Source organism: Clostridioides sp. LIBA-7678, assembly GCF_056716065.1.
The window spans coordinates 2,502,799-2,517,433 of sequence record NZ_CP196987.1 but is presented as its reverse complement, the minus strand read 5'-3'; the positions used below and the strand labels follow the sequence as shown (position 1 = coordinate 2,517,433).

The 14,635-nt window shown below is 27.9% G+C and carries 12 protein-coding genes; 7 read left to right on the top strand and 5 right to left on the bottom strand.

Going from position 1 to position 14,635, the window contains the following annotated elements:
* Positions 1-179: 179 nt before the first annotated feature.
* Entirely contained in the window at positions 180-2,180 is a 2,001-nt protein-coding gene (locus ACTG46_RS12130; protein ID WP_219673337.1) for an oxidoreductase, read from the top strand.
* A gap of 164 nt (positions 2,181-2,344) precedes the next feature.
* On the opposite strand, the gene ACTG46_RS12125 is transcribed toward ACTG46_RS12130, so the two are convergent.
* On the bottom strand, positions 2,345-2,977 hold the full coding sequence (locus tag ACTG46_RS12125; RefSeq protein WP_479922883.1) for a CatB-related O-acetyltransferase: 633 nt from the start codon (positions 2,975-2,977) through the stop codon (positions 2,345-2,347).
* 416 nt (positions 2,978-3,393) lie between these two features.
* Here ACTG46_RS12125 and ACTG46_RS12120 point away from each other — a divergent pair, with 416 nt between their 5' ends.
* On the top strand, positions 3,394-4,605 hold the full coding sequence (locus ACTG46_RS12120; protein ID WP_074179743.1) for a GNAT family N-acetyltransferase: 1,212 nt from the start codon (positions 3,394-3,396) through the stop codon (positions 4,603-4,605).
* 66 nt (positions 4,606-4,671) lie between these two features.
* Here the strand turns inward: ACTG46_RS12120 and ACTG46_RS12115 are convergent, their stop codons facing one another.
* Positions 4,672-5,577, bottom strand: a complete 906-nt coding sequence (locus ACTG46_RS12115) for a LysR family transcriptional regulator (RefSeq protein ID WP_479922882.1) — start codon at positions 5,575-5,577, stop codon at positions 4,672-4,674.
* A 282-nt stretch (positions 5,578-5,859) separates the two neighbouring features.
* Between ACTG46_RS12115 and aroD the strand changes: the two genes are divergently transcribed.
* Positions 5,860-6,627, top strand: coding sequence for a type I 3-dehydroquinate dehydratase (aroD, locus tag ACTG46_RS12110; protein ID WP_074179745.1), 768 nt, complete (start codon positions 5,860-5,862; stop codon positions 6,625-6,627).
* 67 nt (positions 6,628-6,694) lie between these two features.
* On the opposite strand, the gene ACTG46_RS12105 is transcribed toward aroD, so the two are convergent.
* The 3 genes from ACTG46_RS12105 to ACTG46_RS12095 form a co-directional block, all read right to left on the bottom strand.
* Entirely contained in the window at positions 6,695-7,372 is a 678-nt protein-coding gene (locus tag ACTG46_RS12105) for a hypothetical protein (protein ID WP_054270683.1), read from the bottom strand.
* A 150-nt stretch (positions 7,373-7,522) separates the two neighbouring features.
* Positions 7,523-7,849: a helix-turn-helix domain-containing protein gene (locus ACTG46_RS12100; protein WP_223195593.1), complete on the bottom strand. Its 327-nt coding sequence runs from the start codon at positions 7,847-7,849 to the stop codon at positions 7,523-7,525.
* A 12-nt stretch (positions 7,850-7,861) separates the two neighbouring features.
* Complete coding sequence (locus ACTG46_RS12095; RefSeq protein WP_054270682.1) at positions 7,862-8,200, bottom strand: helix-turn-helix domain-containing protein; 339 nt, start codon at positions 8,198-8,200, stop codon at positions 7,862-7,864.
* A gap of 714 nt (positions 8,201-8,914) precedes the next feature.
* Here ACTG46_RS12095 and ACTG46_RS12090 point away from each other — a divergent pair.
* The 4 genes from ACTG46_RS12090 (at position 8,915) to ACTG46_RS12075 (ending at position 14,390) form a co-directional block, all read left to right on the top strand.
* The gene (locus tag ACTG46_RS12090) at positions 8,915-9,481 is read left to right on the top strand and encodes a beta-class carbonic anhydrase (protein WP_054270681.1); all 567 of its coding nucleotides are present in this window, start codon (positions 8,915-8,917) and stop codon (positions 9,479-9,481) included.
* Between the two features lie 308 nt (positions 9,482-9,789).
* Positions 9,790-10,251 carry a MarR family winged helix-turn-helix transcriptional regulator gene (locus ACTG46_RS12085; RefSeq protein ID WP_054270680.1) on the top strand — a complete coding sequence of 154 codons (462 nt, stop codon included), beginning with the start codon at positions 9,790-9,792 and terminating at the stop codon, positions 10,249-10,251.
* A 67-nt stretch (positions 10,252-10,318) separates the two neighbouring features.
* Complete coding sequence (locus ACTG46_RS12080; RefSeq protein ID WP_074179746.1) at positions 10,319-12,565, top strand: ABC transporter ATP-binding protein; 2,247 nt, start codon at positions 10,319-10,321, stop codon at positions 12,563-12,565.
* Positions 12,558-14,390 (top strand): ABC transporter ATP-binding protein, encoded by a 1,833-nt coding sequence (locus tag ACTG46_RS12075; protein ID WP_479922881.1) that lies wholly within the window; start codon positions 12,558-12,560, stop codon positions 14,388-14,390. Before ACTG46_RS12080 ends, ACTG46_RS12075 begins: the two co-directional genes overlap by 8 nt.
* The last annotated feature ends 245 nt before the right edge of the window (positions 14,391-14,635 follow it).

Genomic DNA, 14,635 nt, shown 5'->3' with positions numbered 1-14,635 from the left:
AGCCATTTACTATTAATGTAGCATGATTTTTTTGTAAGAAGATATAAAGATAATTCATAGAAAATATCTATTAATAATGATTAAAACATGCACTGGTTTAATATATTTCTTAGCATTATAATAAATACATAAATTTAATTTATAAAAATTACAAATATAAAATGTGTGGAGGAATAGAAATGAAAAAATATCAAAATATCTTTGAGTCATTAACTATAAAAAGGATGAATGTAAAAAATAGAATAGTTATGCCACCAATGGGGACAAATTTTGGTGGTGAAAGTGGAGAGTTTAAAGATGAACATATCAAATATTATGAACAAAGAGCAAAAGGGGGAACAGGGCTTATAATAGTAGAAAATGCTTGTGTGGATTTCCCTTTAGGTTCTAATGGAACAACACAGATAAGAATAGACCATGATAGATATATACCTGCTTTATATAAATTAACAGAGACCCTACATAAGTATAACACATGTGTAGCAATACAAATTAATCATTCAGGAGCTTCTGCTATGCCAGATAGGATAGATGGTTTAGTTCCTGTATCTTCTTCAAATGTACCTTCAAAAAAAGGAGGAGCAATTCCTAGAGAACTAGATATAGAAGAAATTTTAAATATCGCAAAAAAATATGGAGAGGCAGCTAAGAGGGCTCAAATAGCAGGTTTTGATGCAGTTGAGATACATGCAGGTCATTCATACTTAATAAGTCAATTTTTATCTCCAATTTATAATAAGCGTACTGATGACTTTGGTGGAAATATTGAAAATAGAAGTAGATTTGCAAAACTAGTGATTGATAAAGTTAGAGAAGAGGTAGGTCCATTATTTCCAATATCTTTAAGAATAAGTGCTGATGAATTTATGGAAGAAGGAAATACTCTGGCTGATACTCTAAAAGTTCTAGAATATTTAGATGAAGAAGTGGATATATACAATGTATCAGTAGCATTAAATGATTCTATACAATTTCAAATAGATAAGATGACACTGGAAGATGGATGGCGTTCATACATATCTAAAGCAGTTAAAGAAAAATTTGGTAGACCAACTATAGTAACGGGAAATATACGAAATCCAGAAATAGCATCAAAAATACTTGAAAATGGTGAAGCAGATTTTATAGGTATTGGTAGAGGTCTCATAGCTGATTCTAATTGGGTTGAAAAAGTACAAAATGGAAAAGAAGATTCAATAAGAAAGTGTATTTCATGTAATATAGGATGTGCAGGTAATAGGATTGGCTCAAATAGACCTATTAGATGTACAGTAAATCCCGATTTAATAAATGGAGAAGAATATACACAAAGGAAGGTAAACAAAAAAACAAATGTAGTTATTATAGGAGGAGGAACTGCTGGTCTTGAAGCAGCAGCCACAGCAGCAGAAGTGGGATGTAATGTATTTCTAGTAGAAGAAAAAGAAGAGATAGGAGGACTTGCTAAAGTAATATCGACTTTTCCAGATAAAATGAGAATACACGATTTTCCAAAGTACTTGACACAAAGAGTTAATAAATTAAAAAATTTAATTATATTTAGAAATACAAAAGCTGATATTAAGTTTTTGGAAAATTTAAAGCCTGACATAATTGTAAATGCTACAGGCTCAAGACCATTGATTCCTCCAATAACTGGCTTATTGGATAGAATAGATAGAGAAGGAGAAAATGTAAGTTCCATATTCAAACTATTTGATGATATAGAATCTTTCAAAACGGAAGATTTGAGAGCTAAGAAAGTAGTTGTTATAGGAGGAGGAGCTGTTGGATTAGATGTTGTAGAATTCTTTTCAGAAAATAAGGCTAAAACTTGTATAGTTGAGATGTTGCCAGTAGTAGGAAAAGATTTAGACCCTATAACAAAGGTGACAATGGATAAAATGCTAAAAGATTACAATGTTGATGTATATACAAATACACGATTATTAGAAGTTGGGAAAAATACTTTTAAAGTAAAGAAAGATGAAGAAGAATTTTTGCTAGATTTTGATTACGGATTTATATGCTTAGGTATGAGTTCTAATAATCCAATTTTAAGTGATTTAAAGGAGTATTTTGAACCAAGAAATGTGGAAATTTTAAACATAGGAGATAGCAAAGTTGCTAGAAGAATAATAGATGGGGTTAGGGAAGGAAGAAATATAATAACAACATTAGAAAAATTAAATCTTTTATAGGTAATAAAAAGTAAAGTAACCTTGTATAAAGTTACTTTACTTTTTGATTATGAATTTTAATACTATTTTATTTTTTTATGTATTAAAGGCAATACAATAGCTCTAAATAATCTCTTATAAAGATAATAACTAAAATTAAGTTTAATATAAATAGTCATCAAATATTAAACTAATTTATCAATATCTCCTGATTGGATATAATCAATATTTGATTGAATTTTTTTGTATGGCCAATTCCACCATTTAATTTCTAATAACTTTGAAATTGTATCATCACTAAATCTTTTTTTTATGACTTTTGCAGGTATGCCTCCAACAATAGAATATGGTGGAACATCATTAGTAACTACTGCTCTTGTTCCAATAATTGCACCATCACCAATATGTACTCCTGACATAATTATGGAATCATATCCTATCCATACATCATTTCCAATTACAATATCGCCTTTATTGTCCCATGCATCTTTTATATGGCAGACATCTAAGCCACATTCTTCATAAAAGATAGGAAAGGTATAAGTAGACTGTGATTTCATTGTATGATTTCCACTAGTCATTAAAAATTTTGAATTACATGCTATTGAGCAAAACTTACCAATTATTAATTTATCGTTATTTATTGGGTAATGATATAATACATTGTTTTTCTCAAAATCTCTTGGGTCATTATAAAAGTCATTATATATTGTATAATCTCCAACTTCTATATTTTCTTTTGTGATTATATTTTTAAGGTATACAGTTTGATAATCATTACTTCTTGGGTATATTTTATTTGAATTTGGAATAGTCATGTTTAAATCTCTCCTTTATAATATGTTATGTTTGACTATTCCGTTATTGCAATACATCTCTTCACAGAATCACTCCTTAAATAGCATTTATATTTAAATTTAAATCCATATATTTGATATTTAAAAACAGACTTTTGACTATATAACATTTTATAACAATTGTATATTTAATTGATTATATATCAAGACCATAAAACTTGCAACCACTTAGTATAGATTAAATAAAAAATAATTTTTAATTTGAATTGTACGAGTATCTTATAGATACTTAATTTTTAATAGTAATTTGACTATAATATCTTGTGTATGGTAGAATTATGATTATATAAATATTAACTTAGTATTTGGATAAACTTATTATCTATGTTAAGTAAATAGATAGTATTTATATGTACTTATTTTTAGGAGGTTTTATTATGAGTCGACTAGAGAGACTCGAAATGAAGAATGTAGAAACTAAGCATTTACAAGAATTCAATCAATTGTTACGTTATGTATTTCAAGTGACAAACCATGATTTACAACAAGTTGGTTGGGAAGAAAGAGAAATAACACTTGCTAAATTACCTGTATTAAGACAAGCCGATGTGCTTGGTTGGTTTGATGAAGATAAACTAGTATCTCAAATAGCCGTTTATCCATTTAAAATCAACATATTTGGTAAAGAATATGATATGGGTGGTCTCACTGGTGTTGGAACATATCCAGAATATTCTAATCTAGGTCTTATGGATAAATTAATGAGACAAGCATTAGCAGATATGCGAGAAAGAAAACAATCTATATCTTACTTATTTCCATATTCAATTCCATACTATCGTCGTAAGGGATGGGAAATAATATCCGATAAAATATCTTTTGAAATTAAGGATACTCAATTACCAAAAACAAAAGTTGTTTCAGGAGAAGTTAAACGTGCAAGCATAGAACATAAAGATATACGAAGTGTCTATGAACGTTTTTCTAAAATGAACCATGCGTGCATGATTAGAAGTGAACTAGCATGGGAAGAATACTGGCGTTGGGATTTAGAAGAACTGACTTGTGCTATTTATTATGATAAAAATCATAACGCACAAGGTTATGTATTGTATTGGATTTCTGAAGAAATATTCTATATTAAAGAGATGGTATTTGTAGAAGAAGAAGCACGTACAGGATTATGGAATTTTATAAGTGCTCACTTTTCAATGATAAATAAAGTAGTTGGCAATACATATACAGATGAACCATTGGCATTTTTACTTGAAGATGGAGATATTGAAGAAAATATAAAACCATATTTTATGGGAAGAATTGTTGACATAGAACAATTTATAAGTCAATACCCATTTAAGAGACAAGAAAGTGATGTAAAATTAGTTTTTCAGTTGAAAGACCCTTTACTAGATTGGAATACAGGAGTATTTACACTAAATGTTTCTAAAGATGGGAAAGGTATCTTAACTGTTGGTGGTAATAAGGTTGATTTAATGCTTGATATACAAACACTTACAACTATGTTACTTGGCTATAAAAGACCAACGTATCTTCATAAAATAAAACGGATTATTTGTGATAAAGATATAGTCTGTTTATTAGAAAATCTTATTGAACGTGAAAATCCATACTTCTCAGACTATTTTTAATAAATTTTAAAATTTACCTGGGATTGTGTCATAGTATATGATACAATCCCTTTTCTAGTTCGTTTCTTAGTTTATATCTATTAAATTATTGGTTTTGCTATAATCAATAACAAAATTCTTAAATTCACTAACAGCAGGCGTTAAATATTTATTCTTTATTGTAGCTAAATATATGTATCTTTCATGGATAGGGTTTGCTATGGATAAAATTTTTACATTAAAGTATTTAAGTGCAAAGATATTTGGAACGACAGCTATTCCATAATTAATGGAGACTAGTCCTGCAACGGCAGTATCTTCTTCTGTCTCACAGATAATTTGAGGTTTTACATTGACCTTTTCAAATAGATTATCAATGATTGGTCTAATCCCACTATCTTCGCTGAAGAATATAAACGGATAATTTTCTGTATCCTTTAAATCTACACTATCATTTGATGCTAAAGGATGGCTATATGGTACTATTACAACCAATTCTTCTTGAAGTATAGCTGTAAAATCTATATTGGATTCATTTGGAACAAAAGAACAAAATGCCAAATCAAATTTCTCATCCTTTAGACCTTGTATAATCTTCTTTGTAGTACCTTGACCAAATGAAAAGGAGATATTTTTATTTGACTCTTTTTCTAAAAAAGTGCCAATTATATTTGGAATGAAGTGAGCACCTAATGTGTAAATAAATCCTAGGTCTACAACACCTTTTGATATACTAGTATATTCTCTAAGTTTTTTTTCTCCTCTTTCCAATTCACCTAATGCTTTATCAACATAGGTTAGAAAAAATTTACCATATTTAGTAAGACGAACATTTCTGCCTTGCTTTTCAAATAAAAAAGTACCCAATTCTTTTTCAAGAGCTGATATAGCATGACTTAAGCTTGGTTGAGTTATAGATAATTGAGTAGCTGCTTTTGTATAATGCTCAACTTTAGCTAAAACTCTGAAGTAATGCAAATGATTTAGGTTCATTGATATTCAATCCCTTCATAAGTAATGAAATTCGAGTTATTTCTACATAATTATACCATAATTTGTAGATTAATTCTATCAACATCGAGAATAATATATATTATATAAAATACAATTTAAAGAATATTATGAATATTATAAAGTATCACAGTAAATTTAACTTTAAATATACTTAATATATGAGATTTATTATATATAATGTATATCATTTTTACTGTATAATAAAGTTGTGGAAAAAAGAGAATCTAAAATCCTATAGGATTTTTATGCATGGAGGAGAGTATGAATAAGATAGTTCAAGTAAAAAATATTAATATAGGAGAAGGCATACCTAAGATTTGTGTACCAGTTATAGGGAAAAACAAAGAAGATATTATAAAAGAGGTTAAATTATTAAAAGAAACTTGTTTGGATATTATAGAATGGCGTGTTGATTTTTTTGAGAATGTGGAAAATATTCAGGAAGTTAAGGATATACTTTATGAATTAAAAAGTTACATATCTGATATACCTTTATTATTTACATTTAGAAATGTAGAGGAAGGGGGAGAAAAATCAATATCAAAAGATTATTATATTACATTGAATAAAGAGATTTCTAATACTGGTTTGGTAGATTTAATAGATGTAGAGTTATTTATAGGAGATGAAATTGTAGATGAAATGGTTGGTTTTGCTCATAAAAATGGAGTGAAAGTAATCATCTCTAATCATGACTTTTATAAAACACCAAAAAAAGAAGAAATTATATCTCGTTTATGTAGAATGCAAGAGCTAGGAGCAGATCTGCCTAAAATAGCTGTTATGCCACAAAATAAAAACGATGTGCTAGTTTTACTTGAAGCTACAAATGAAATGGCTAGAGTTTATGCAGATAGACCAATCATAACAATGTCTATGTCAGGAATTGGAGTTATAAGTCGATTATGTGGGGAAATATTCGGTTCTGCATTGACTTTTGGAGCTTCTAAGAATAGTTCAGCGCCAGGGCAAATATCATTTAAAGAGTTGAATTCAGTACTTAGTTTATTACATAATAGTATTAAATGATTTAAAAACGTGAAAAGTAATATCTTATAAATCAACTATGGCATATTTGAAATATGCCATTAAAACACTATAAATTATATATGTAATACAAGAGTATTACTCTGTTTTTTGAGTATTGTACATTACAACATTTGTATCTATCATCATCTATTACACTAGAATGTACAGGATACTTATTTTCATTTAACCAATATTTTTGCATATTCTTAGTCCAAGATTTTGGGAATTTAAATACTTTTTTGTTTATTATAATATCTTCATCTTCAAAAATATTAACTTCTTTTTCAATTTTTATTTTTCTACTATATATTTTATTGATGGATTCTTTATCTAGTTTTACATCTCTATACATATCAGGACAGTAACAACAAACATAATTTCTGTTTTTTCGACGTTTAAATTTTACAACTTTTTCTATGCTAATTTCTAATTTTTCTATATCGTCTTTTATGAATTTAATATCTTCTATATTGTCACTTGAAAAAAGTTCTGTCAATCTTAGAGTATCTACAGTTTCTCTAATTATCTGTTTTTTATAAGAGCAAAGCTCATTTCCCAAAATAAGGTTTAACTTATTAAGTATGTAGTCATTTTTATATTTAAACATCTTGATTTTTTCTAATTCAGTGTTATCTTTAAATTTCAACTTTTCATACCTAAAATTGATTTTGCTAAAAAGAGTATATTCTACATCAATATATTCTTTTGCAATCTTAAATTTATCGCTACCTTCAATCACAATCATAGCCTATCTCCAATCGTTTTATATTAAAATAAGGCCATAGAACATGGTCTAATAGTGCTAATTAGCACTATAAGACAATGTTAACACAAAAAGACAAAAAAAGGTTATTTATTTCAAATAACCTTTTTGTTTATATAAAATATAAAGAATCTATATTCTATTCTTTTTTACTATATCTATAATCTGCAATATCAGATTTAGCTCTCTCGAATTTAAGTCTTTTAACGCTTCATTTATATCATTTTCTAAATATGTCTTTCCAATGGGAGTAATATCTTTTATAAGAGTATCTGCAGAGATATTTAATACACTTACAAATTTTATGAATGTTTTAAGACTTGGATTCTTCTTACCACTTTCTATTTGATTTATATACCAAGGTGATACTCCAACCATATTTGCAAACTCTTTTGAAGTTAAATTCGCTTTTTTACGTTCTTCTTTAAGTCTTTTACCTATACAATTCATTACTGTCATTACTTTCCTCACTTATATTTCTTTGTATTTAATAATGCATTTTATTAACTCTAACATTGCGGCTTGTTCCTTTTCAGTTAATTTATTAATCATTTCATAACATTCCAAAGGTATAGAGTTATCAATGCCTTCTGCTGTAATAATATTTGCAAATAACAATTCAAGTGGTATATTCAAAGCAGTAGCGATTTTCATTATAATATTGATGGATGTATTTGTTTCAGCTCTCTCAATCTGACCAATATATGTTGTATGTAAACCTGCTTTTTCTGCTAGAAATTCTTGACTATATCCCATTTTTGTTCTATAGACTTTTATTCTATCTCCTATTATTTTTCCTATATTTGCCAATTATTATCCCTCCACCTTAGATTATATTCATAGTTTAAGTTGTTTTATATAGACTATTTATACTTTTTTAGTCTGAATATAGACTATATATGTTTTTAAACTGAAATATATGCTATTTATTTTGCATAGTCTGTATCTACAATAAACAAATATGGATAAATTACATTTTTAATTAGACAAATATTTTTCATAATTTCATACCCGTACTACAATAATAAAACGAATTAATAATATGTTAATTATAGCATTTTTTATTATAATTACATATTATATATGTAGAATATATTTTGAAAATTTGAATAATTTTGTATTTGACAATGTTAGATGATTGAAATATGTAAAAATTTTTTGATAAGTATTTGAAATATGACTATTATGTTAGTAGATTTGGTATTTTTAAATATAATAAATAGATATAAAATAGAAAAGTGATTATAATAGATGAGAATGTATACAATAAGATTTAATAAAAATATATAATTAAATGGATAATAAAAATATATAATTAAATAAATAATGGAAATATATGGTGTTAGTTTTAATAATAAAAAGATAAGTATACAATTCTTTAGAAATATAAGTTATATGTAATCTTATCTAAGAGTGATAATTTTATAAAAATATTTAATACCCTATAAATTACATTATATGTATATATATTGTAGTTCAATAATGATATAATAATAAAAAAATTTAAAGAGAGTGAGAGTACATATGAGAAAATTAGAAGAAATATTAGACTATAATAAATCATTTGTAGAGAACAAAGAATACGAAAAGTATGCTACATCAAAACATCCAAATAAAAAAATAGTAGTTTTATCTTGTATGGACACAAGATTAACTGAACTTTTGCCTAAAGCTATGAATTTAAAAAATGGAGATGTAAAACTAATAAAAAATGCAGGAGCTACTATAATGCATCCGTTTGGCAGTATTATGAGAAGTATTTTAGTTGCAATTTATGAGTTTGATGTAGATGAGGTTATAGTTGTAGGGCATCATGGATGTGGTATGTGTAATGTTGACACAGATAAACTACTTAGCAAAATTTTAGATAGAGGGATATCTAAAGATGTAATACTTACACTTCGTAGTGCTGGAATTGATACCAAGCAATGGTTACATGGATTTGATTCTGCGGAAGAATCTGTAAAAGATAGTATTAATTTAATAAAAGGACACCCTTTGATTCCTGAAGGAATTATTGTACATGGTCTAATAATATCACCAGAAACCGGAAAATTAGATACTGTTGTAAATGGGTATGAAGACAAATAAAATATTATAGTAGTATATAAGCAATAATACAGTGTTAAATAAAATGTTGTTTCAAGTTTATTTTGGAACAACTTTTTTATTTGAAAATATATGAAAAGGTTTATTTTAAGCTTTCTAATAAAAAAAATTATAAGTAGCTAGCTAATTAAAAAACTTACTATTAATTATTAAAATTATAACTAAACTATACGAAAACATTTAATAAATGAAATTTATATGAATTTTTTATAAATATATTGAAAAAAAGTATATGATATAGTAGAATAACACTTAGCCGACTAAGTAATATAAAAATAAGGAGGGGAAGTATGAATAATAATTCTGAAGAAAAATTGAATGATGTTTTCTTGCAATTAATGCGAATATATTTTATAAGAACTCATTTTTATTTTGATAAATTAGGCTTATATCATGGTCAGCCACAAATACTTTTTTCACTAAAGATGAAGAATGGGCAAAGTCAAAAAGAATTAGCAGATAAAAGAAAAGTAAAAGCATCCACTACTACAGTTATGATAAAAAGAATGGAAAAAGCTGGACTCGTAGAAAGAAAACAAGATGAGAAGGACCAAAGAGTGTCTAGAATTTTTTTGACAGATAAAGGTTTAGAAACATGTAATAAAGTTGAAGAATTTAATCAGGAATTAGAAAGAGAATTCTTTTTAGGATTTAGTGAGGAAGAAAAGATAGTACTTAGAAGACTCCTAATGCAAGTAAGAGATAATTTAAAAGCAGGATGTCATAAACATGAGGATGAAAAATATTTTTAAATTTTAAAATAATATTTTTCAATTTAATGTCATTAGACTAATTAATATTACAGAAGGGAAGAAATGTATGTTTAAATTAATTAAATATTTAAAGAAGTCAGCATTATCAATAGTGGTAATAGTATGTCTATTGGTAGTTCAAGCAGTATGTGACCTTTCTTTACCAGAATACACATCCAATATAGTAAATATAGGTATACAACAAGGTGGAGTAGAAAACTCTGTTCCATCTGTGATTAGAAAGGGAGAGTTAGATAAAATTACTTTATTCATGGATAAAAGTAGTAAGGATAAAGTATTAGATAACTATACTTTATTGAATAAAGAAGATTATAGTAAGTATAAAGATAAGTATCCAGGTCTAAAAGATGAATCTCTTTATGAGTTAAATACTAAAGATGAAGATACTATAGATGATTTAAATTCTATCTTTGGTAAAGCCATTTTAATAGTAGCAGGACTTGAAGGTGATAGTAAAGAAGTAAAAGCAATGAAAGCTCAACTAATGAGCCAACTTCCACCACAAGCTACTCAAGGTGGAGATATTGATATGTTTAAGTTGTTATCTGCAATGCCAAAAGAGCAATTAGAAACATTAACTAAAGAGATGAGTAAAGGTTTTGAAGGTATGCCAGAAAGTATGATAACACAAAGTTCGGTATCATATGTAAAGGCAGAGTATGAGAAAATAGGTATTGATACAGAAAAAACTCAAAATAATTATATATTACTTACTGGTGCTAAAATGCTTGGTATAGCTATGGTTAGTATGGTAGCTACAATAACAGTAGGATTCTTAGCAGCAAGAGTAGCAGCAAGTGTTGGTAGAAATCTAAGAAGTGGAGTTTTTAGAAAAGTTATGTCATTCTCAAATACTGAGATGAATGAATTTTCTACAGCTTCATTAATTACTCGTAGTACAAATGATATTCAACAAATTCAAATGTTGATGGTTATGTTACTTAGAATAGTATTCTATGCACCTATAATGGCTATAGGTGGAATAATAAAAGTTCTAAATACAAATACTTCAATGGCATGGATTATAGCAGTAGCAGTAGTTGCTATTTTATCATTAATAGTAGTATTATTCTCAGTGGTTATGCCTAAGTTTAAACTAGTTCAAAAGCTTGTTGATAAGTTAAACTTAGTCAGCCGTGAAATAATAACTGGTATACCAGTCATTAGAGCTTTTAGTACTGAAAAACATGAAGAAGAAAGATTTGATGAAGCAAATACAAATTTAACTAAAACAAATCTTTTTGTAAATAGAGTTATGACATGTATGATGCCTGCTATGATGCTTATAATGAACCTTATCACAGTTCTTATAGTTTGGAGAGGTGCATATAGTGTTGATTCTGGGGCAATGCAAGTTGGAGATATGATGGCATTTATACAATATACAATGCAGATAATAATGTCATTCTTGATGATATCAATGGTATCTATTATGCTTCCAAGAGCATCTGTTTCAGCTACACGTATAGATGAAGTAATAGTATCAGATATAAGTATTAAAGACCCTCAAAAAACAGAAGTGCAAGAATTTAAAGAAGATAAAAAAGGTCTTGTTGAATTTAAAAATGTTTCATTTATGTATCCAGATGCAGAAGAACCTATATTGACAGATATATCTTTTACAGCAAAACCAGGAGAAACAACTGCATTTATAGGAAGTACTGGTAGTGGTAAGTCGACTCTTATAAACTTAATTCCTCGTTTCTTTGATGTTACAGAAGGAGAAATATTATTTGATGGAGTTAATATAAAAAATGTTTCTCAACATGACTTAAGAGAGAAAATTGGGTATGTACCTCAAAAAGGAATATTATTCTCTGGTACTATAGAGTCCAACTTAAAATATGGTAGAAAAGACGCAACAGATGAAGAAATGAGAACTGCAGCTGAAATAGCTCAAGCTACAGAATTTATTGATTCTAAACCAGAAGCTTTCAAAACTGAAATTTCTCAAGGTGGAACAAACGTATCTGGAGGTCAAAAACAAAGACTTTCTATAGCAAGAGCAATAGCAAAAAATCCAGAAGTGTATATATTTGATGATAGTTTTTCAGCTCTTGACTTAAAGACTGATGCAGCTCTTCGTAAGGCTTTAAAATCGCAAACTGCTGAAAGTACAGTACTAATAGTTGCACAAAGAATTAGCACAATCCTACATGCAGAACAAATAGTTGTTCTAAATGAAGGAAAAATAGTTGGAATAGGAACACATAAAGAGCTTCTAAAAAATTGCGAAGTTTATGAGCAAATAGCTTTATCACAACTTTCAAAGGAGGAGCTAGATAATGAGTAGAATGGGAAGAGGCCCTATGGGAAAATCTATGGGAGCAGGTCAAAAAGCAAATGATTTTAAAGGAACTATGCGAAAACTAATTGCTTATTTATCTAAATTTAAAATATCAATAATTTTGGTAATTGTATTTGCTATTGGAAGTGCATCATTTTCCATAGTAGGTCCAAAAATCTTAGGTAAGGCAACTACAAAGATATTTGAAGGATTAGTGAGCAAAGTTTCTGGAGGTAATGTAGGTATAGATTTTAATGCAATTGGAAAAATCTTAGTATTTTTACTTTGCCTTTACTTGATAAGTGCATTATTCTCTTTTGTACAAGGATTTATAATGAGTGGAATTTCTCAAAAAGTATCCTATAATTTAAGAAAAGAGATTTCAGTAAAATTGGATAGATTGCCAATGAAATATTTTGATACTAAGACACATGGTGAAATATTATCAAGAATTACAAATGATATAGATACTTTAAGCCAAAGTTTAAATCAAAGTATGACACAACTTATAACATCAGTGACAACTATGATAGGTGTTTTGATAATGATGTTATCCATAAGTGGTATTATGACATTGGTAGCAATTTTAATATTGCCAATATCAATGTTTGTAATTTCGAGAATAGTAAAGAAATCACAAAAATACTTTAGGTCTCAACAAGAATATTTAGGAAATGTAAATGGTCAGGTTGAGGAGACTTACAGTGGTCAAACAATAGTAAAAGCATTTAACCGTGAAGAAGAAGTAATAGAAGAGTTTGATAAATTAAATGATAATTTGTATAATTCAGCATGGAAATCTCAATTCTTATCAGGGATAATGCAACCACTTATGATGTTTATTGGAAACTTAGGATATGTAATGGTTTCAATCTTAGGAGGTTGGCTTGCGATTAAGAAAACAATTGAAGTTGGGGACATACAATCATTTATACAATATGTAAGAAACTTTACACAACCTATGACTCAGATTGCACAGGTTGCTAACTTGCTACAATCAACAGCAGCAGCTTCTGAAAGAGTATTTGAGTTTTTAGAAGAGGAAGAAGAAGACCAAATTGTTGAAAATGCAGTTTCAATAGATGGTTTAGAAGGCAAAATTGATTTTGAAAATGTCAACTTTGGATATAATTTAAACAAGACTATAATAAATGATTTTTCTGTAAATGTTAAACCAGGCCAAAAAGTTGCCATTGTTGGGCCTACAGGAGCAGGTAAAACTACAATAGTTAAGCTCTTAATGAGGTTCTATGATGTTAATAGTGGTGCAATACTGATTGATGGTCATAATATTAAAGATTTCAATCGTAGTGAACTCAGAGAAATGTTTGGTATGGTTCTTCAAGATACATGGTTATTTAGTGGTTCCATTATGGAGAATATAAGATATGGTAAATTAAATGCTACAGATGAAGAAGTTATAGAGGCAGCTAAATCTGCACATGTTCATAGATTTATCAAGACATTGCCAGATGGATATAAGATGAAACTAAATGAAGAAGCAAGTAACGTTTCTCAAGGTCAAAAACAATTATTGACTATAGCTCGTGCCATTTTAGCTGACCCTAAAATATTAATATTAGATGAAGCTACAAGTTCTGTTGATACTAGAACAGAAGTATTGATTCAAAAAGCTATGGATAATCTTATGGAAGGTAGAACAAGTTTTGTTATAGCTCATAGATTATCAACTATACGTGATGCTGATATGATTCTTGTTATGAATGAAGGAGATATAGTTGAACAAGGAAATCATGAGGAACTTCTAAAGAAAGGCGGATTCTATGCCAATCTTTATAATTCTCAATTTGAAGAAGATGAAGCAATGTAACAAAAAATTGTTTTAGAACAGATATGTAATTTATTAAGATAAGCTAAATAGATAAGATTATATTTTATAAGTATAGTCTTATCTATTATTTTATGTCTTTACAAAGTATGTATTTTATTATACTATGTAATAAGGAAAATGTTGGAGGTGGTTATCAAAATGTATATTTAATCGTATTCTTTAAATTTTATTATAAATAAAATTTAATTTTAATAGTTGTTGATTGTATAAAAGTGTATATTTCT

What these genes read in the sequence shown, in the direction of transcription:
- ACTG46_RS12115 (WP_479922882.1), bottom strand. Translation starts at nt 5,577, where the DNA reads ATGAACCTAAATCATTTGCATTACTTCAGAGTTTTAGCTAAAGTTGAG.
- ACTG46_RS12130 (WP_219673337.1), top strand. Translation starts at nt 180, where the DNA reads ATGAAAAAATATCAAAATATCTTTGAGTCATTAACTATAAAAAGGATG.
- ACTG46_RS12105 (WP_054270683.1), bottom strand. Translation starts at nt 7,372, where the DNA reads ATGATTGTGATTGAAGGTAGCGATAAATTTAAGATTGCAAAAGAATAT.
- ACTG46_RS12080 (WP_074179746.1), top strand. Translation starts at nt 10,319, where the DNA reads ATGTTTAAATTAATTAAATATTTAAAGAAGTCAGCATTATCAATAGTG.
- ACTG46_RS12090 (WP_054270681.1), top strand. Translation starts at nt 8,915, where the DNA reads ATGAGAAAATTAGAAGAAATATTAGACTATAATAAATCATTTGTAGAG.
- ACTG46_RS12120 (WP_074179743.1), top strand. Translation starts at nt 3,394, where the DNA reads ATGAGTCGACTAGAGAGACTCGAAATGAAGAATGTAGAAACTAAGCAT.
- ACTG46_RS12125 (WP_479922883.1), bottom strand. Translation starts at nt 2,977, where the DNA reads ATGACTATTCCAAATTCAAATAAAATATACCCAAGAAGTAATGATTAT.
- ACTG46_RS12075 (WP_479922881.1), top strand. Translation starts at nt 12,558, where the DNA reads ATGAGTAGAATGGGAAGAGGCCCTATGGGAAAATCTATGGGAGCAGGT.
- ACTG46_RS12100 (WP_223195593.1), bottom strand. Translation starts at nt 7,849, where the DNA reads ATGACAGTAATGAATTGTATAGGTAAAAGACTTAAAGAAGAACGTAAA.
- aroD (WP_074179745.1), top strand. Translation starts at nt 5,860, where the DNA reads ATGAATAAGATAGTTCAAGTAAAAAATATTAATATAGGAGAAGGCATA.
- ACTG46_RS12085 (WP_054270680.1), top strand. Translation starts at nt 9,790, where the DNA reads ATGAATAATAATTCTGAAGAAAAATTGAATGATGTTTTCTTGCAATTA.